This is a genomic window from Psittacicella hinzii (genome assembly GCF_003585885.1).
Taxonomy (GTDB): Bacteria; Pseudomonadota; Gammaproteobacteria; order Enterobacterales; family Psittacicellaceae; genus Psittacicella.
This window is the reverse complement of record NZ_NRHC01000004.1, coordinates 15,025-32,974: the sequence shown is the minus strand read 5'-3', so window position 1 is coordinate 32,974 and position 17,950 is coordinate 15,025. Positions and strand designations below refer to the sequence as shown.

Annotated in this window: 11 protein-coding genes; 2 read left to right on the top strand and 9 right to left on the bottom strand. The window is 36.9% G+C overall.

The window, feature by feature from the left end:
• The first annotated feature begins 494 nt into the window (after positions 1 to 494).
• Positions 495 to 1,766, top strand: a complete 1,272-nt coding sequence (locus tag CKF54_RS00715; protein WP_119524354.1) for a NupC/NupG family nucleoside CNT transporter — start codon at positions 495 to 497, stop codon at positions 1,764 to 1,766.
• A gap of 135 nt (positions 1,767 to 1,901) precedes the next feature.
• On the opposite strand, the gene CKF54_RS00710 is transcribed toward CKF54_RS00715, so the two are convergent.
• The 5 genes from CKF54_RS00710 to CKF54_RS00690 form a co-directional block, all read right to left on the bottom strand.
• A complete protein-coding gene (locus tag CKF54_RS00710; protein ID WP_119524353.1) occupies positions 1,902 to 2,456 on the bottom strand; it encodes a pyridoxamine 5'-phosphate oxidase family protein in 555 nt (184 codons plus the stop codon).
• Between the two features lie 15 nt (positions 2,457 to 2,471).
• Positions 2,472 to 2,984, bottom strand: coding sequence for a heme utilization cystosolic carrier protein HutX (gene hutX / locus CKF54_RS00705; RefSeq protein WP_222987460.1), 513 nt, complete (start codon positions 2,982 to 2,984; stop codon positions 2,472 to 2,474).
• Positions 2,985 to 3,161: 177 nt separating this feature from the next.
• Positions 3,162 to 3,419, bottom strand: a complete 258-nt coding sequence (yfaE, locus tag CKF54_RS00700; protein WP_119524351.1) for a class I ribonucleotide reductase maintenance protein YfaE — start codon at positions 3,417 to 3,419, stop codon at positions 3,162 to 3,164.
• Positions 3,412 to 4,245, bottom strand: a complete 834-nt coding sequence (locus CKF54_RS00695; protein ID WP_119524349.1) for a DUF452 family protein — start codon at positions 4,243 to 4,245, stop codon at positions 3,412 to 3,414. The genes yfaE and CKF54_RS00695 overlap by 8 nt, the downstream gene beginning before the upstream one ends.
• A gap of 101 nt (positions 4,246 to 4,346) precedes the next feature.
• On the bottom strand, positions 4,347 to 8,807 hold the full coding sequence (locus CKF54_RS00690) for a hypothetical protein (RefSeq protein WP_119524348.1): 4,461 nt from the start codon (positions 8,805 to 8,807) through the stop codon (positions 4,347 to 4,349).
• A 753-nt stretch (positions 8,808 to 9,560) separates the two neighbouring features.
• On the opposite strand from CKF54_RS00690, the gene leuS reads away from it, so the two are divergent.
• Complete coding sequence (gene leuS / locus CKF54_RS00685; RefSeq protein WP_119524346.1) at positions 9,561 to 12,188, top strand: leucine--tRNA ligase; 2,628 nt, start codon at positions 9,561 to 9,563, stop codon at positions 12,186 to 12,188.
• 215 nt (positions 12,189 to 12,403) lie between these two features.
• Here the strand turns inward: leuS and holA are convergent, their stop codons facing one another.
• The 4 genes from holA to CKF54_RS00665 all read right to left on the bottom strand — a co-directional run bounded on the left by holA (position 12,404) and on the right by CKF54_RS00665 (position 17,220).
• A complete protein-coding gene (holA, locus tag CKF54_RS00680) occupies positions 12,404 to 13,546 on the bottom strand; it encodes a DNA polymerase III subunit delta (protein WP_119524345.1) in 1,143 nt (380 codons plus the stop codon).
• The gene (locus tag CKF54_RS00675) at positions 13,546 to 14,244 is read right to left on the bottom strand and encodes a hypothetical protein (protein ID WP_119524343.1); all 699 of its coding nucleotides are present in this window, start codon (positions 14,242 to 14,244) and stop codon (positions 13,546 to 13,548) included. The genes holA and CKF54_RS00675 overlap by 1 nt, the downstream gene beginning before the upstream one ends.
• A 61-nt stretch (positions 14,245 to 14,305) precedes the next feature.
• A complete protein-coding gene (locus CKF54_RS00670; RefSeq protein WP_119524341.1) occupies positions 14,306 to 16,324 on the bottom strand; it encodes a hypothetical protein in 2,019 nt (672 codons plus the stop codon).
• Positions 16,325 to 16,470: 146 nt separating this feature from the next.
• Positions 16,471 to 17,220 (bottom strand): cyclic nucleotide-binding domain-containing protein, encoded by a 750-nt coding sequence (locus tag CKF54_RS00665; RefSeq protein WP_119524339.1) that lies wholly within the window; start codon positions 17,218 to 17,220, stop codon positions 16,471 to 16,473.
• Positions 17,221 to 17,950 lie beyond the last annotated feature (730 nt).

Sequence of the window (17,950 nt, the reverse complement as noted above, 5' to 3'; positions counted from 1 at the left end):
GAGATTTTTTTATATCTGGTTTTTATTACAACTACTATAAGTAGGGTATTTAGTCATGCAAAGCAACAATTTACCGTCAAAAAAAGTGATTTAGTGCACAAAAATGTAATTTAGTCGTGAAGAAAAAATAATTTATATGTATAATATGCTTAATATATATTACAAGTATGCAACTTTTAAGTAATAAAAAATAGAAAGATACTTTATATCAAGTACTTAGGTATTGTTTAAAGCTTTTTATTATTTATTAAGTAAGGGTGTATCCCCAGTAATAACACTAAAGTAATTATTTAGAGTTTAGTAAATTAAATCGATTGGTGATCTTGAATCAGAGCAATTTGTTTAAGTTTGCTTTATTCTAAATGTAATTTTAGCTTTATTGAAGGTAGATAACTGATAGGTTACGGGGGTATAGCTAATTTCACCTTGCTTTACTTTTTGTTTCCTAGCTAGCTTATCTTGCTTTCTAATTTTTTAGTTAGAGAAAGGTAATTATGAGCTTGATTATGAGTCTTGTCGGGATTGTTGTCCTGCTAGCTATTGGTTTCTTATTGTCAAAACATAAAAAACATATTAATTACCGTACGGTGTTAGTAGCTTTACTTATCCAGGTACTTTTCGGTGGTTTTGTTCTTTATGTGCCTATTGGTCAACAAATTCTATTTGCTGTATCAGAAGGTTTCGTAAAATTATTAGGTTATTCATCTGAAGGGATTAACTTCCTTTTAGGTTTCTGGTTAACTGATGCTTCAAATGTAGGTTTCGTATTTGCATTTAAAGCTCTGCCAGTTATTATTTACCTAGCTTCATTAATTTCTGTTTTATACTACTTAGGTGTAATGAAAATTATCATCCGTGCAATCGGTGGTGGTTTAAAATTCCTTCTAGGTACGTCAGAAACTGAATCATTATCAGCGGCAGCAAACATTTTCGTAGGTCAAACTGAAGCTCCATTAACAGTAAAACCTTACATTGCTAAAATGACTGAATCAGAGTTATTTGCAGTAATGGTGGGTGGTCTTGCTTCAGTAGCGGGTTCAGTACTTGCTGGTTATATCGGTATGGGTATCCCTGCTCCTTACTTAATCGCTGCTTCATTCATGTCAGCTCCGGGTGGTTTACTATTTGCTAAACTATTAATCCCTGAAACTGAAAAATCAGTAACTTTCGCTAAAGATGGTGAGACTGATAAAGATGACGCTCCTGCTAACGTTTTAGAAGCTGCAGCACGTGGTGCTTCAGACGGTATGTTCTTAGTACTAAACGTTGGTGCAATGTTATTAGCGTTCTTATCAATCATCGCGTTAATTAACGGTATCTTAGGTTGGTTCGGTGGTTTATTTAACTTCAACGAATTAAGCTTAACTTGGTTAGTATCTATCCCATTCCGTTACTTAGCATTCTTAATCGGTGTACCATGGCAAGATGCTACAATTGCTGGTGGTATGATTGGTATTAAACTAATTACTAACGAATTCGTTGGTTATTTAGAGTTATCTAAATACGTAGTTCAAGGTGAAGGTGGTATCTTCTCTGCATGGCAAGGAATCCAACCAATCACTGGTACAATCTTATCATTCGCACTATGTGGTTTCGCTAACCTATCTTCGATTGCTATCTTAATCGGTGGTTTAGGTGTAATGGCTCCAAGCCGTCGTGCTGACGTAGCTCGTTTAGGTGTTTACGCAGTAATAGGTGGTTGTTTATCTAACCTAATGTCAGCTACTATCGCTGGTTTCTACTTCTCATTAGGTGCTGGTGCTTAATTAGCAACCATAAAATGATATTAAAGAAAAAGGTTCTTAAAGCAATGCTTTAGGAACCTTTTTAATATTTTATTTACACAAAAAAGAGATCTCTTTAAGAGATCTCTTTTTTCATAATGCAATTTTAAGAGAAGATTAATCTTCTACTTTAACAGCTTCACGCTGATCAAATAAGTGACCTTGAGTTAAGTGTACAGGTTCAACTAGTTCATCATTACCTACGTTAAATGCTTGACCAAAGCCTTTAACATATAAACCATCTTGGGGTTCTAGACGGAATAAGTTAAAGTCTTTCATAGTTGAAAGCTCACTAACAATTTCCCCAAATCTTGCACCTAAAGCTTGTACTCCTTGTACAAATTCTTCTGATTGAGCATCTACAGGACTAACTTTAGCGTGGAAAGATAAACGCTTACGTGCGTAAATATTACGCGCTTTAGCTTCATCTTCAATTAGTAAAATGTGAGCTACACCTGTTTGACGTAAGTTTTCTGCGTGCTTAGCAACATCAGAAATTAAGATGTAGTAAAAACCATTTTCAATGGCAAATGGAGAGTATGAAGCGTTAGGTACGCCATCTTTGTCATAACTAGAGATAACTGCAGTTTGTACATTAGCTTTAAGTTCTGCAATTTCAGGGTTTAAGCGATTGCTTAAACGACGTGCTTTTTCTTGTGGATCTAAAGACATAATAATATTTTATTGTTAGAGTGATTTAAATTTTTCTACTTGTTCTGGGAAAAGTTTACGTTCGCTATCACGACCTAGGTAAATTTTAAAAGCAACTTCACCTGATTCTAGGATAAAGGCAAAAGCATAACTTTCTTTACCACGGAATGGTTTACTTACTAAAGCAATATGAGCAACTTTGTTTTCCGGTAAGTGACCTTGAAGTTGCAGTTGATCATTAGCTTCAGGACCCATGTTTAAATTGTAGTAACCACGGGCAAAAGAACCAGCTGGGAAAGGTGCTTTAACTTCCCAAATAAAACCTTCTTTTTCAATAATGGTTGTCAGGTCTCCCCAGGTAGTAAGTTCTGCTAGCAAACTAAAAGTTCTCTCACCTGGAAGAAGTTTTACAAATTCTTCAGGAAGAGCTTGGATAATAATCCCCTCTGGTTGCCCAAATACTTTGACTAGGTCTAGAGTATGAGCGTGAGGATCATTTGCCAAGTGCTGGCGAACTTGCTCTCGTAAAGTCGAAATGTCTAAAGTCATAGTATTAAATTTTTTGTTAAATTAATTCTATTATACTGTAAAGCTTGCGTCTTATCACATTTTTAGCTAAATATAAGTTAAGAAACTGTATTTCAAGCTAAAGAGCAAGTTCAATATCTAAAGCTCTAGTTTTAGAACTAAAGTTCAAGCTCAAGAACTAAAGATCAAGCTCAAGAACTAAAGATCAAGATCAAGATCAGAATCAACTACAGCACAACAAAGAAGGATTTGCTCACTACGGGTAAAGGCTAAAGGAAGCTCATGGTAATGCCATTTCCCTGATAAAACAGTCGCGCGACAATGTCCACAAAATCCTGTACGACAACCATACTCTGGTTGAATAGCTTGTTGTTCGATCGCTTGGAGTAAAGAGGTTGAGTTGTCAAAAGTAAAACTTATTCCAGAGCGAACAAGGGTAATTTTGTACTTAGGCATAATAAGTAGGGTTACAAAATTGATTTATTACTTCTTGCGGAGCAAGGTAGTGTTTACCAGCTAACACTGTTATTTTTAAATTAAAGTCTTGGGCAAAACGCTGTAAGTTTTTTACAGGGAAGATAGCATCATCAGTTGCTACTCTAAAGCTCTGCCACTTTTGCATAATGCTTTCTTGTTGTAAAAAACTTTGAAACAGCTCATACATTTGCGCTAGATCAGTTAACGTTTGTTGTTGCGCTAAAATCGTGCTCTCTTCAACTTTATCTAAACGAGCTTTAATGAGTTCTACTTGCTCTTGAGGCATACCCATATTAGCAGCAAAGAGTAAAAAAGATTCTTTTGTCCAATGACTAGCTGTACGTAAAGCCACTTGAGGAAGAATTGAATAGTTACGATCATAAGGCAGTAAAGAGCCATTTAAGCCATGAGCAGCTTTAACTTGATTAAGGCTAGCTGGGCTTAAGTTAGCTAAGACTAATTGTGCAACTAGATTACCGTAACTAAAAGCAAAGAAATAACTAGGACCTTGCAATAATTGCTCTAGCTCTTGGCAAGCTTGTTCCAAAGTAATTCCTTGCTCACTAAAATCCAAACTTAAAGTAATAAGCTTACTGCTTGTAGGTTCAGAAGCAGAAGAATTATTTAAAGCAACTAAACCTTGAGAAGTGAGTTCAGCCACGAGAGGATAGTTGCGATCGTGCATAGTAAAGCCATGAAAATAAACAAGATTAATTGGTGTTTGTTCTTTGCTATTTTCTTTGCTCTTAATCTTTTGGCAAAACTCTGCACTGAGAGGATAAGTATTTAAACGTAGATGTAACATAATAACTTTGAGTAAACAAGCCCACTAAAGAGGTTTCTTTAGTGGGCATTTATGTAAGTTAGTTTAGCAAACAATTAAAGATTTGGGTAAAGCGAGCTTTATTAAAGCTTTTTAACTTCTTCCATGATTTTCTCTAATTGTTTTTGTAATTGCGTCAGCTCATGTTGGGCTTTGTTAAAGGTTGAACGAGGTGCCTCTTGAGCTACTTTCTCTTTCATCTTAGTTTGCAGTTGACTAAAGCCTTCTTTAAATGATTGGAAACGTACTCTTTCACGTCCGAGGATTTCTAATACATTTTCTTGGCGTTTAGCAACGATTGGATTGTCAGAGAAAACGACACGCATTACTTGATTGTCAGCTTTGCTACTTGGAGCTTGAGAGTTAGATTGCTGTTCTTGCTTATCAAGTTGTGCTTGTTTACTTGTAAGCTCAGTTTGCAGGTTGGTTAACTCTTGTTCTTTGCTTGCAAGCGTTTGTTCTAGTTGAGCAATACGCTCTTGCGCTTGCGCTAAGTCATTGCCAGCTTGACTGTTAGTTTTAAGCTGTTTAATTTGATTATCGTAGCGTTGTCTTAGATCAACTAATACTTGTTGGTTACGATCAAGTTTTTGCTGTAAGTGAGTTTTTTCACTACGGAGAGTTTCGATTGTGAAGCTATGATCACGACGGAATTTAGCAAACTCGTCTTGTAGTTTTTGGTACTCGCTTTGTTCAACTTGTGGTTGAGTATTTAATTGTTCTAATAAGCTTTCTTTTTCTTTAACTAAAGCTGTTAGGCTTGCTAAGCTTTCGTTACGGATATTTTCAACTTCAACTTCTTTAAGTTCAAGCGCTTGTTCTAACTCAAGTACTTGTTGGGTTAGCTCATCTTGTTTCGCAGTTGAGGTGCGACGTAACTCTGCAAGTTCAGTTTGCGCTTGTGAAGCTTGTGCTTGTCCTTGCTGCGCTTGGCTAAGCTCTTGACGAGCTGTAGATAACTCACTCTTAGCTTGTTCTAGTTGAGTTTGTACACTTGCTAACTCTGCTTGTACTTGCGCTTGAGCTTGTGATTTAGTAGTTAATTGTCCAGTTGCCTGTTCTAACTGTGCTTTAGTAGTTGCAAGCTCTACCTCATTAGCTTCTAAGCGGTTATTTAACTGTGCTAGTTCAGTTAATTGAGCTTCAAGCTCTTGTTGTTTAGCACTTGCTAAACTTTGCGCTGTTGCAAGCTCTGTTTGTTGAGAGCTTAGTTGTGCTTGAACTTGAGATAGTTCAGTAGTTGCTTGTGCTAACTCACTAGTTGCTTGTGCTAAGGCAGTTTCTTTAGCTGCAACTTGGTTAGCTAAGTTAGCTTTAGCTTCTTGCGCTTGAGTTAACTCTAAGTTAGCTTGCGCTAGTTGCGCTTTAACTTCACTTAAGTTGTGGTTAGCTTGATCGTGTTCTAAAGCAACTTTTTCTTTAGCTTGTTCCACTTGCGCTTTGGCTTCTTGCAGTTCTACTTTCTCTTGTTCAACTTGCTCTTTCTCACGTTCAACTTGAGCTTTTGCTTGTTCTAGTTGAGCTTTCTCTTGTGCAAGTTGCTCAACTTGAGAGTTTAAAGCTTGGTTTTGTGAAGTTTGCTCTGCAAGTTTTGCTAGAGCACGATTTAACTGTTCAGTTAAGCTTGCAAGGTCAGCTTCTAAAGTAGTTTTAGCTACCAGAAGTTCACTAACTTGATTTGTACTTTGTTCTTGCTCGTTACGCAGGCTAGCTAATTGCGCTGGTAGATCTTTGAGCTCATTGTAGTCTTGCTCAAACCTAGTAGCTTGTTCCTTAGCAGCTTCAAGATCGAATTCAAGTTCTTCTTTAGCTTTAAGAAGAGTTGTAACTTGCTCTTGGCTTTGCGTTTGCTTGTGCGCTAGCTCTTGGCGTAAGCTGTCTAGTTGCGCAGGTAAGTCTTTGAGCTCGTTGTAATCTTGCTCAAACTTAGCAGCTTGCTCTTTAGCAACTTCCAGATCGAACTCAAGTTCTTCTTTCGCTTTAAGTAAAGTTGTAACTTGCTCTTGGCTTTGTGTCTGTTCTGCACGTAAGTTTGCTAGCTGCGCAGGTAAGTCTTTGAGCTGGTTGTAATCTTGCTCAAACTTAGTTGCTTGTTCTTTAGTAACTTCAAGATCGAACTCAAGTTCTTCTTTAGCTTTAAGCAGAGTTGTAACTTGCTCTTGGCTTTGTGTCTGTTCTTCACGTAAGCTTGCTAATTGCGCAGGTAAGTCTTTGAGCTCATTGTAATTTTGCTCAAACTTAGTAGCTTGTTCCTTAGCAATTTCAAGATCGAACTCTAGTTCTTCTTTAGCTTTAAGCAGGGTTGTAACTTGCTCTTGGCTTTGCGTTTGCTTTTGCGCTAGCTCTTCGCGTAGGCTGTCTAGTTGCGCAGGAAGATCTTTGAGCTCATTGTAATCTTGCTCAAACTTAGTAGCTTGTTCCTTAGCAACTTCAAGATCGAACTCAAGTTCTTCTTTAGCTTTAAGTAGATCTGTTACTTGCTCTTGGCTTTGCGCTTGGCTTTCAGCATGTTCTTGGCGTAAGCTTGCTAATTGCGCTGGTAGATCTTTGAGCTCATTGTAATCTTGTTTGAACTTAGTAGCTTGTTCTTTAGCAACTTCAAGATCGAATTCAAGTTCTTCTTTAGCTTTAAGTAAAGTAGCAACTTGTTCTTGGTTTTGCGTTTGGTTTTGCGCTAGTTCTGCACGTAAGTTGTCGAGTTGTGCAGGTAAGTCTTTGAGTTCGTTGTAATCTTGCTCAAACTTGGTCGCTTGTTCTTTAGCAACTTCCAGATCGAATTCAAGTTCTTCTTTAGCTTTAAGCAGAGTTGTAACTTGCTCTTGGCTTTGTGCTTGGCTTGCAGCATGTTCTTGGCGTAAGCTGTCTAGTTGGGCAGGTAAGTCTTTGAGCTCATTGTAATCTTGCTCGAATTTAGTAGCTTGTTCTTGAGCTGCAACTAAATCTAGCTCTAAGTTTTCTTTGGCTTGTAATAATGAATTTAGTTGGCTTTGCGCTTCAACTAACTCTGCTTCAAGTTCAACACTTGGCATGTAAGCTAAAACTAGATCAAGTTGTTCTTTTCTCGCATCTAGTTTTTCTTGTGCTTGGCGTAGAGCATAGTCTTGTTTTGTCAGTTTCGTTTCGAAGCTAGCTAAGTTTGTAGTTAGTTGGTTAACTTCTTGCTCTTTAGCTAGGTTGTCATTTAAAGCTTGTTCTAGTTCTGTTTGTAAGCCAAGCGCTTGGTTTAGTTCTTGGTTTAACTGCTCAAGTTGAGCTTCTAGAGACGCTTTTTCACCAAGTAAATCTTCTTGCGCTTGGTTAGCAAGATCTAGTTGGTCAACGAGGCGCTGCTTTTCAGCTTGCGCTTGCGCAAGTTCATTTTGTACTTGTTGAGTTTTGTCGGCAAAAGAAGTTTGTTGCTGGCTTAACTCTGCAACTTGCGTTTGAGCTTGTTCTAGTTGGCTAGTTAGTTTTTCGAGTTCTTTTTGATGTTGAGTTTTGAGTTCTTCAACCTTGGTATTGGTTGCGTATTGGTTACGTGATAAGAGGTCATTGAACTCTTTTTCAAAATGCGCTTGACTAGTAACTGCTTGAGAAAGTTTTTCTGAGAATTCTGCTTTTTCTTTTTGGGCTTGCTCGAGATCACCTTCAAGTTGTTTGATACGAGTTTTGCTTGCTGCTAAACTTAAATCAAGATTAGTTTTGTTTTCTTTGATTACTTTGTAAGCGTCACTAATATCGTTATATTGACGGTTAATGTGATCAAATTGACGAGTTAAATCATTTAAGCTTGCGTTTTTGTTGGTTAAGTCTTCTTGTGCTTCACGTAAAGCCTTGTTTTGTTTATTGTAACGCTCTTGGAGGCTAGTAAGCTCTTGAATTGCTTTTTCTCTTTCCTCTGCAAGTTGCTTTTCAAGGTTGTTACGTAAAGTACGGAGAGATTTGTCAGCTTTTTCTTCAGCAAGACGTTGATTAGTTTCGGCTAATTCACGTGCTTCTTTTAAATCAGCTTTAGCTTGAGCGAGGGATTTATCAAGCTTTTCAGTAGTGAATTTAAAGTTTCTTTCAAGATCTTGATAGCGGTTATTACCAACTTCTAAATCTCTTTGTAAAGCTTTTTTGTCCGAGTTTAAGCTGTGAAGCTTGTCATTTAGCTCGCTTACTTTAGCTTCAAGTTCTTCTACTTTAGAAGTACGGGCTGCAAGAGTAGAGTTGATTTTAGTTTGCTCTTGTAAGATAGCTTCAATGGTAGCTTGATCACGTTTTTGTTGTTCTTTGTACTGATCTTCGTTAACAATGAGTTCTTTAACGGCGTTGTAAGAGATGGTAGCAGCAAAGAAATTTTTCTTGTCATCAGGAACATTATAGTTGCCAAGTAAGTACTCTTCTCTCTCTGCTGGGGTTAGGTTAGATAACGAGTTTAAGTAGTTAGTTAGAACTAAAGTATAGTAGTGGTTTAAACGATCGGCTGCACGATCAGAAAGAACACGGTGTTCAGGCGTGTCTTTAATTGGAAACGAAAATGTTTCGCCGAGGAATTTGATATCTTTTTTTAATAGTGCCATGGTTTAAAGAAAGTAAAAAAGTTTTTATACCAACAAGGGAGAATCTCCCAAGTCCATATAGAAAATTTCTCTTTTGGCAAGAGAAAGATGGTTACAAGGAAAACGTTTAAATTTGTACACCTATATATTACTACGAAAACGCTCTTCTTAGAGAAAAAAATGACGTTTTTGCTGAAAAATTTTAGCATGAAGTGCCCTAGCTCTGTAAGTTTTTGCAAAAAGACAGAAGTAAGGAATTTTGAAAGGAGTTGAGGCAAAAATTTAGTGAGAATTTTGTCCAGCTTTTACCAAGGAGTGAACTGTTTTCTTGGGGCTGGGGAACTGCACTGTCTGGGGGAATTTACTTTGTGCAGGGTGCTAGTTTAGGGAGGGAGAATTTTGTCGTAAGCTACGAACTTACTTTGTAAGTTAATAGAAGTAATATCGTGAGTTAATCAGAAGAGATAGCTTACTTTGGTTCAGCTCAAAGTTCGAATTAAAGTTGAGCTTAAAGTGCAGCTTAAAGTAGAGCTCAAAGTTCTGTTTAACTAGTGGTTAAATCCACTTTTATAAAGAGAAAACTATGATAAAATAGTGCAAAGCTTTGCTTTTTTGAGTTGTCCTTTGTCTAGTAGATGGGTAAGTTGCACTTATCCATCTACCAGGCAAAGGCTTAAAAGAGCGCAATCGCAAAGAGAATGTTAAAAAACAAAATAAAGTTTAAGGTAGTTCCTTAAATTTTATTTTTCGATTGTTATTTTAGTAAAGGTTATTATGAGCGAATACACATATAAACCCCATGAAATTGAAGCGCAAGCGCAAAAGTACTGGGAAGAGAATAATACGTTCCACGTAGAAATGGATCCTACTAAGGAAAAATTCTATAGCCTAGTAATGTGGCCTTACCCATCTGGTGAGTTACACATGGGTCACGTACGTAACTATACAATCGGTGACGTTGTTGCTCGTTACCAACGTATGTTAGGGAAAAACGTATTAAATCCATTTGGTTGGGACGCATTCGGGATGCCTGCAGAAAACGCAGCTATTGCCAATCGTACAGCTCCAGCAAAATGGACTTATGCAAATATCGAGAAGATGAAAAACACGGTAAAAAGCCTAGGTTGTAGTTACGACTGGGATCGTGAAATGACTTCTTGTGCTCCTGACTATTACAAGTGGGAACAAAAATTCTTTACTGAACTTTATAAAAAAGGTATTGCTTACCGTAAAAAATCAGCAGTAAACTGGTGTGAAGTTGATAAAACTGTATTAGCGAACGAACAAGTAGTTGATGGTTGTTGTTGGCGTTGTGATACTCCAGTTGTACAAAAAGAACTAGATCAATGGTTCTTACGTATTTCTGATTATGCACAAGAGCTTTTAACAAGTCTTGATACTATGGATCAATGGCCAGAGCGTGTACGTCAAATGCAACGTAACTGGATTGGTCGTTCAGAAGGTCTAGAAATTAAATTTACCGTAACTGACGCAGGTAAATACCAATTAGCTGATGATGTAAAAGACTTTGCGGTATTTACAACACGCCCAGATACTTTCATGGGTGTAACTTTTGTTTCGCTAGCAGCAACTCACCCATTAGCTTTAGCAATTGCGGCGCAAGATGCAAAAGTAAACGAGTTTGTTGAAGTTTGTAAAACTATGAAAACTTCAGAAGCTGATTTATCTACAGTAGAGAAATTAGCTTTTGATCTAGGGATCAAAGTAACGCATCCATTAACAGGTGCACAAGTACCAGTTTACATTGCTAACTATGTACTAATGAACTATGGTACAGGTGCAGTAATGGCAGTACCAGCACACGATGAGCGTGACTTTGAAGTAGCGGAAAAATACAATATCGCTAAATTAGAAGTAATTAAACCTGAAAATGGTGAAGCTTGGGATTACAGTAAAGGCGCTTACACTGAAAAAGGTGTACTAGTAAACTCAGGTGAATTTGATGGTTTAACTTCAGAGCAAGCTCATGCTGCTATTGGTAAAAAACTAGTTGAATTAGGTAAAGGTGAGTTTAAAGTAAACTTCCGTTTACGCGACTGGGGTGTATCTCGTCAACGTTACTGGGGTTGTCCAATCCCAATGGTACGTTTAGCAGATGGTACAGTCGTACCAATAGAAGAACAAGATTTACCAATTGTTCTTCCGGAAAACGTAACTTTAGGTGAAGAGATCACTAACCCATTAGTTGACATTAAAGAGTGGAAAGAAACTACTTATAAAGGTCAACCTGCAACTCGTGAAACAGATACTTTTGATACATTCGTAGAATCATCATGGTACTATGCACGTTATACTTGTCCAAACTTTGAAGGTGGCATCTTAAACAAAGAAGAAGCTAACTACTGGTTACCAGTAGATAACTATGTAGGTGGTATTGAGCACGCATGTTTACACTTAATTTACATTCGTTACTTCCACAAACTTCTTCGTGATGCAGGCTTCCTAGAAATGGATGAGCCAGTAACTAAATATGTACCTCTAGGTATGGTGCTGAATCACTCATGGTATTACCTAGATGATAATGGTGTACGTGTATGGTTACCACATGATCAAGTTGATATTACTTACGATGACAAAGGTGCAATCGTTAGTGGTAAAACTAAAGATGGTAAATACGATGTAGTTTACGCTGGTATGGCAAAAATGTCTAAGTCTAAACTAAACGGTATTTCTCCAACAGCAATGTTAGATAACTACGGTGCGGATGCTGTACGTTTATACATTATGTTCGGGGCACCAACTGAAGCTACTTTCGAATGGTTAGAAGCTGGTCTAGAAGGTGCGAGCCGTTTCTTACGTCGTGTTTGGAACTTAGCACATGATGTTGTACTAGGTGCAAAAGAAAAAGGTATTACAGACTTCACTTTTGCTCACGAGCAATTAAATAATGAACAGAAAAAAGTTCGTCGTTTAGTACACCAAACTATTGTTAAAGTACGTGATGACTTAGAGCGTCAAGCTTACAATACTGCAATTGCGGCGGTAATGGAGTTAATGAATAGCTTAACTAAACATCCATTAGAAACCGAGCAAGACTTTGCAGTAATGCACGAAGCTATCTTTACTTTAGTTAAACTATTACACCCATTTACTCCACACATTACGCTTGCTCTATGGAAGCTATTAGGTCAAGATAGTGCGTTAGACTTTGAATTATTACCAGAAGCTGACAAAGAAGCAATGGTAACTGATACTAAGTTAATCGTGGTACAAGTAAATGGTAAATTACGTGCACGTTTAGAAGTATCTGCAAATGCAACTGAAGATGAAATCAAAGAGATTGCTTTTGCTGATGAGAACGTAACTAAATTTACTGAAGGTTTAACAATTGCTAAAGTTGTTTATGTACCTAACAAACTATTAAATATTGTGGTGAAATAATTTTGTCACAGTAAGATTAGCAAAATAAAAATAGCTCCCCGTATGATTGGATACGGGGAGCTATTTTTGTGCCTTAGGCAAGCCGCAAAGCTAAGAGGAATTGCTTTGGCGCAGTGAGCTAAGAGCAATTACTTTGGTTATGTAGTACTTTTGCTATGAACTAATACTTTGGTTATGCGTAAGGCAAAGTGAAATTGTTGATAAGTTTAGCGAGACTAAACTTGAGCAATAATTTTATTCTTGAAGATTTCACAAGAATGTAGTGAGAAAGGGTTAGGATGAACAAACTCGTTAAAGAAGATGCGTAAGTGAAGCATTACTTCTTCTAAAGGCATAAAGGTTTTACTCGCAATATCTATATCGCAGATATAGATAAAGAGGCGATAGAGACGATCACGTGTTGCTGTAGTACGTAAATATCTTTCGTATTGCCAACGTTTATCTTTATCCCAATAAACTCGTTTGAACTGTTGCTCTTGTTGTGGACTAAAACCTACAGTTACTAGAGGCGCAGTCATAAAGGTAGCAGGGCTATCAACTTTACCTTGTGCTTGGTAAGAGTAGATATTAATAAGTTCACGACGAATAATCCCAATAATTAAGCCAATACTTTCTTTTTTCTGGTAAACCAAATAGTCAAGTACTTGTAACGCCTTACGGATATTTCCTGCAACTACGTGTTGCATTAAGTCAAAGACACTGTAATCGGAAAACTCTTGGGAAATTTGTTCGATTAGTGGAATGTCAATTTGCTTAATGTTGCGTAGCTGTAACTGCTCAAGCAGTTGCTGCAGGGTAAACATATTATTTTCAAAGCGTTCAAAGAAGAAGTTAATTACTTCTTCAGGGAACTCAAAGTTCATTTTACGCAAGCGACGACGAATCCAGCTACGGTATTTATCCCCTTTTAAAGGTTCGCAAGTTATCTGCGCGCAGTTAACTTGTGTTTTAAAAGTACGATAAAGGGCAGAGTTTTCGTTTTTACGTTCCCAGTTAATGAGAATAAAAGCGTAAACGTGAAACTGATCATTAGCTTGGGCAAGAGCTTTTAAATCATCAAGGATTTTGGCAGTTAAATTACGGTTAACGATAATTTTTATAAATTTACGCACCCCAAAAAGACCTACTTGGTTTACTTCAAGTAGGAGTTCTTTTAAGTCAAAGTTATCTGCATCAGTATAGAGTTCAATCTCTTGGCAAGCATAATGACCATTTTCGTTCATCACAACTTGTTGAACGGCTTCACTAGCTTCTTTTTGCTGTAAGAGGTCGTTACCACTAATGAGAAAATAATTGGGATAACCTTGCTTCTCTAATTCTTTACTGAGGTTTTCGTAATTAAATTGAATTAAAGCCATTACTTGCGATTATATTCTCTAATAGTTTGATCTTCTAAAATAAAGACAATTTTATTTACAATTGACTCTGCAATTGTTCTCTTTAAGAGGATGGTGTTTTGTTTAGCAGTGCGTACTTGCGCGAGTGGTTGCGTTTCATCATTTAATTGGGTATCTGATTGAATATCGAGCAGAGAAACACTTCCTAAAGTAGGAACACTAATAGTTCCAGTTGCATTAGCAATGTAAATAATTTGTCCTGTTGAACCGTCTTCAAGACGCGAAAGAGTTTTACTATCTTGTGCGTAACTATTGATAAAGATGTTTGGAATAAAGTTTTGGATACAAGCGAGATTTAAATGGTTATCTACACATTGATCAATGCTGGTAATTTCTAGCGGGTTTAGTGAGTTACTACCTTCAAAACCAGCAGGACGATAGCGTACTTCGTCAACAGGAAGTACTTTTTTGTTTACCGATACTTTGCGAACTATGTCTAGCAACTTAGCTTTGCTTGTTTTGTTGGTAATTACCTCAATATCTTGTACAGCTAGTTGATCACGGAGATCACTGTAAAGATCGTAATCGTCAGCTTGTAAAGTTACATAACGATAGTTATTTGAAATGTGAGGAACATTTACTACCGAGTAGTTGGTACAGCCTGCAAGTAGGGCAACTAACGCCAAGCTACCTAGGCATTTACGGAGAATTCTTTGCATATTTCGATTTAAGAAAGTAATTTTTGCCTCTATTATACACTATTTAGCTTGGCGCTATGGGCTATTGCGCTTTGATCCAACGCCATGCTGAACCACGGACGATATCTATGTCCTCAAAGTCAGCTAAACATTCATAATGACCTTGCGGTAAATTTAGGTTAGTGATTAACTCTTCAATTGCCTCTTGTTGTTCATAACCGTGTTCGATTAAGATAACTCCATGATTACGTAACACACGTGGAGCTTGTGTAAAGATTTCACGGTAAGCTTGTAACCCTGAATCTGGAGCTACTAAAGAAGTCCATGGATCATCTTGACTGTAAACTAATAAAGGATCATTAACATCAATATAAGGAGGATTAGCGACAATAATATCAACTTCTTCAGTTACTTTTTCTAACCAATCACTTTGACGGACAGCAAGGCTAACATTTTTTCTTGCTTTGCTTTGTTTTGCAAAGAACTTCATAAAGTGATCTGGTTTAAAGAACGGATTATTGTCAGCAATGTAATCGCCGAGTTTTACCTTCTCTTGGCTTTCTAAAGCTGGGCTATCTACTTCGATAGGTAAGTTAAAGATCCTTTCGAGGTTTGCGTAGGTAGTTGCTAAAGCTTCTGGAGAAAGATCACAGCAAATTAGTTTAAATTTAAGTGGAGTCACATAAAGATGTCTAACAAGCTCTTGCAGAATCGAGATCCCTAAACAGCCAGAGCCCGAGCCCAGATCAACAATAGTAAAAGGTTCTTTTTTGGCTAATAAAGGAGCAATAGCCTTCTCATATAAGTATTCTTTAACATAGTTACAGCCGTCAAGGACGATCAGCTCTGAACTAGTACGTGGTGTGAGCACTCCTCTAGTGTAAAAACGACTTTCAATAAATTCGGTAAACTCTTCGATTTTGCCTAAAGGTTTTGCTTCAAGGAAATAATCACTTAAATCTTGATTGAGTTTAGCCAGAATTAGATGTGCGGTACGACGGTTTAGCGTGGTGCCTTTGTAACGGATAACTACGTTTTCTGGATCAGCTAGATCTTTTTCGAACTGGAGAATTTGTTCAATTTGTACTTGGTTTAGTATGATTGGTAAGCCTTTAACTTCTTTAACTTGAGGGAGATCTTTTAGCCCTTGGCTCTTAATTGCCTCTTGGTGCGCAATGTTAATCTTTAATTGGTTTACCTTTTCCCACTGCTCTTTTTCGAGTTTAGCAAGGGTAAGGAACTCTCCAATAAGCTCGTGCTTTTTACGAGCATAGTATTGTAGTAAACGGTTTAAGTTAGTCTTTTCTTGTGGATTTAGTTCACCGGCAAAATCTAACGAATAGTGTTGTAAGCAGTTTTCAAGCAAGTAGGAAAACTCTTTTACTTCAAGATGATCATAGAAAGGAAGTGCTTTATCGATTTTACCAACAAGATTAGAGATAAGCTTAATATCGTATTCTGTGGGATCATAGCGATAATAAATGAGATCTTCTACACGATCAAGTAAGTAGAGGCAGTAAATCAAACTACGTGCCAAAGTAGAAGTAGGGTTGTTTGCGAGAATTCTCGGATAGAGATTTACTTGTGGACGTAAGAATGGAAATGCTTGACGCCAAATCATTAACAGGTATTGTAAGTGGTCAGCAGTACCACATTTAACTGTGTCGATAAGGTTATCTACCAGGGTAAGATAATCATATTTGCACTCTTCTTTGAGGACAGGAAGACTTTGTTTAAATTCTTTAAAGGCAGTAAATTCGCGCGTTGCTGTTTTTGCTGGTGTTGTTTGCGTTGATTGTGCTGTTTGTGCAAGTTGCGTTGCTTGTTGAGCTTGTTGAGCTAGTTGTCCTTGAGGAGTTTTTGAAGTTTCTACCTGTGCTTGCTCTGGGTTAAATGCTTGGTAGAATTTATTGCAAACAAGGCTTTGTAATTCTTGCCAAGCTTGGATATCAATTTCACCAACTTCGTCATTAAAGAGAGCCTCTTGGTCAACTACTTGGGTAATTTGCGGGTACTTTTGCGCTACGATTTTATAGAGCTCTAGCATTACAGGTTTAAAATCAGGACCTTCAGAATAGTTATAGTTAAAATTAAAAGTCATATAAACAAAATCGACAGGGGAAAATAATTTTCTCTAGACAGAGATTGATAATCTATAGAGAAAGATAAGATTCTATAGGGAAATTTAAGAAAAATTTAGATAAAGAGATAACCACCAAACTAAAAGTTTGGTGGTTACATTATAAACTACTCTTTAAATTTACCAGCGTTTTCAGCACGATAAACTGAGTTAGAAGGCTCATCACGGTAAGAACGTGGATAATTAATAACCATCGTTTTACCACGAGAGTTTAATAGACCTTTGTCTTCTAGAGCTTTAATAACACGACCAACAGTCTCACGTGAGCAACCTAACATATTAGCAATTTCTTGGCGAGTTGCACGAATTTGTCTACCACGAGGGTGAGAAATAGCATCAGGACTACGTGATAAGTGGAATAAAGTTTCAATTACACGGTCATGGACATCGTCAAAAGCCATAGACGAAATTTGTTGTGTAGTATGTCTTAGACGTTTTGCCATGTGCTCGCAAAGAGTTTTTAACACTGTAGGGTGTTTTTTAATAAACTCTTTAAATTGCACATACTCCATTTCAACGTAAATGCAGTCTGTACGACAGCGAATACTTGCACTTCGGCGAGATTCTTGTCCCACAAACCCCATTTCACCAAAGAAGTTTACTCCATTTAAGTAGTTGAGTACTAGTTCATGGTCATCATTATTGGTATATACTTGTATATTACCCTCTACAAGAAGATATATACGGTCAGCTAGATCCCCAGCTTCAAAAAGAACTTGGCGATTAATCCCCGTTAAAACTCGTCCTTGTTCATAAAAACGTTGTAAATCTGGATAGTCTTTGAGGATATTTGCAACAATTAGTCTTCTTTCTTCAGCTTTGGAATCGAAAGTACTTTTTGTTTTGTGTTCAGCCATTGCAATTAACCCTTATGTTTAAACAATAAAGCGGTTTATTTGAACAAAGTAATTTGAACAATAAAGCTAAGTAAATAATTTGTATTGCAAAATACAATTGTTAGATTCGAGAGGAAGACTTGGCTATTAGCGATTGGCGCGGTGCAATAACTTAACGCTCTTTTACTTCTTAATTTAAGGGTAGGAGTGATTGATTGTCTTGCAAGGCTAGCGTAGGCTATTAGTAAGTAGCATTGTATCTAAATTGTCTGGTTTAGCCGTAAAGGCAATAATCAGAGTTGTACTCTAATTATGAAAAATAACTTACTCGCTAAACAAGATTAGATATTTTTAAAGTAAAGAGCTGTCGCTTTTTCCTTTAAAAAATAAGAAATTCTCTTTAACAAAATGTAAATTGGGTTACAGAAAAATATTTGCTTTTATCTTATCATATTATAATTCAAATCAATCTTAATTTAAGGAAAAAATGGTTTAGGATTTTTAAAAAAGATCTGCGGAGAGATTTTTGCAAGGATTTTTAAGAGATGTTTAAAGAGGAATTACAGTTAAGGGCATTTTTAGCTTAAATTAACTCTATGAGCTCACCTTTAATTCACTTAATTCACTCTTAACACATAGGTATTTTACAGAGAAGGATAATGCCTATAAGCCAAAAGTCTTTTAACAAATAGTAACAAATCAACGAGTAAATTAACAGAAAGATGTGAAAATTTATCTTAACCCCAATAAA

Excerpts from the sequence above, each read along its gene's own strand:
- hutX (WP_222987460.1), bottom strand. The coding sequence starts at position 2,984 with ATGACTTTAGACATTTCGACTTTACGAGAGCAAGTTCGCCAGCACTTG.
- yfaE (WP_119524351.1), bottom strand. The coding sequence starts at position 3,419 with ATGCCTAAGTACAAAATTACCCTTGTTCGCTCTGGAATAAGTTTTACT.
- CKF54_RS00690 (WP_119524348.1), bottom strand. The coding sequence starts at position 8,807 with ATGGCACTATTAAAAAAAGATATCAAATTCCTCGGCGAAACATTTTCG.
- CKF54_RS00695 (WP_119524349.1), bottom strand. The coding sequence starts at position 4,245 with ATGTTACATCTACGTTTAAATACTTATCCTCTCAGTGCAGAGTTTTGC.
- leuS (WP_119524346.1), top strand. The coding sequence starts at position 9,561 with ATGAGCGAATACACATATAAACCCCATGAAATTGAAGCGCAAGCGCAA.
- CKF54_RS00665 (WP_119524339.1), bottom strand. The coding sequence starts at position 17,220 with ATGGCTGAACACAAAACAAAAAGTACTTTCGATTCCAAAGCTGAAGAA.
- holA (WP_119524345.1), bottom strand. The coding sequence starts at position 13,546 with ATGGCTTTAATTCAATTTAATTACGAAAACCTCAGTAAAGAATTAGAG.
- CKF54_RS00710 (WP_119524353.1), bottom strand. The coding sequence starts at position 2,456 with ATGTCTTTAGATCCACAAGAAAAAGCACGTCGTTTAAGCAATCGCTTA.
- CKF54_RS00715 (WP_119524354.1), top strand. The coding sequence starts at position 495 with ATGAGCTTGATTATGAGTCTTGTCGGGATTGTTGTCCTGCTAGCTATT.
- CKF54_RS00670 (WP_119524341.1), bottom strand. The coding sequence starts at position 16,324 with ATGACTTTTAATTTTAACTATAACTATTCTGAAGGTCCTGATTTTAAA.
- CKF54_RS00675 (WP_119524343.1), bottom strand. The coding sequence starts at position 14,244 with ATGCAAAGAATTCTCCGTAAATGCCTAGGTAGCTTGGCGTTAGTTGCC.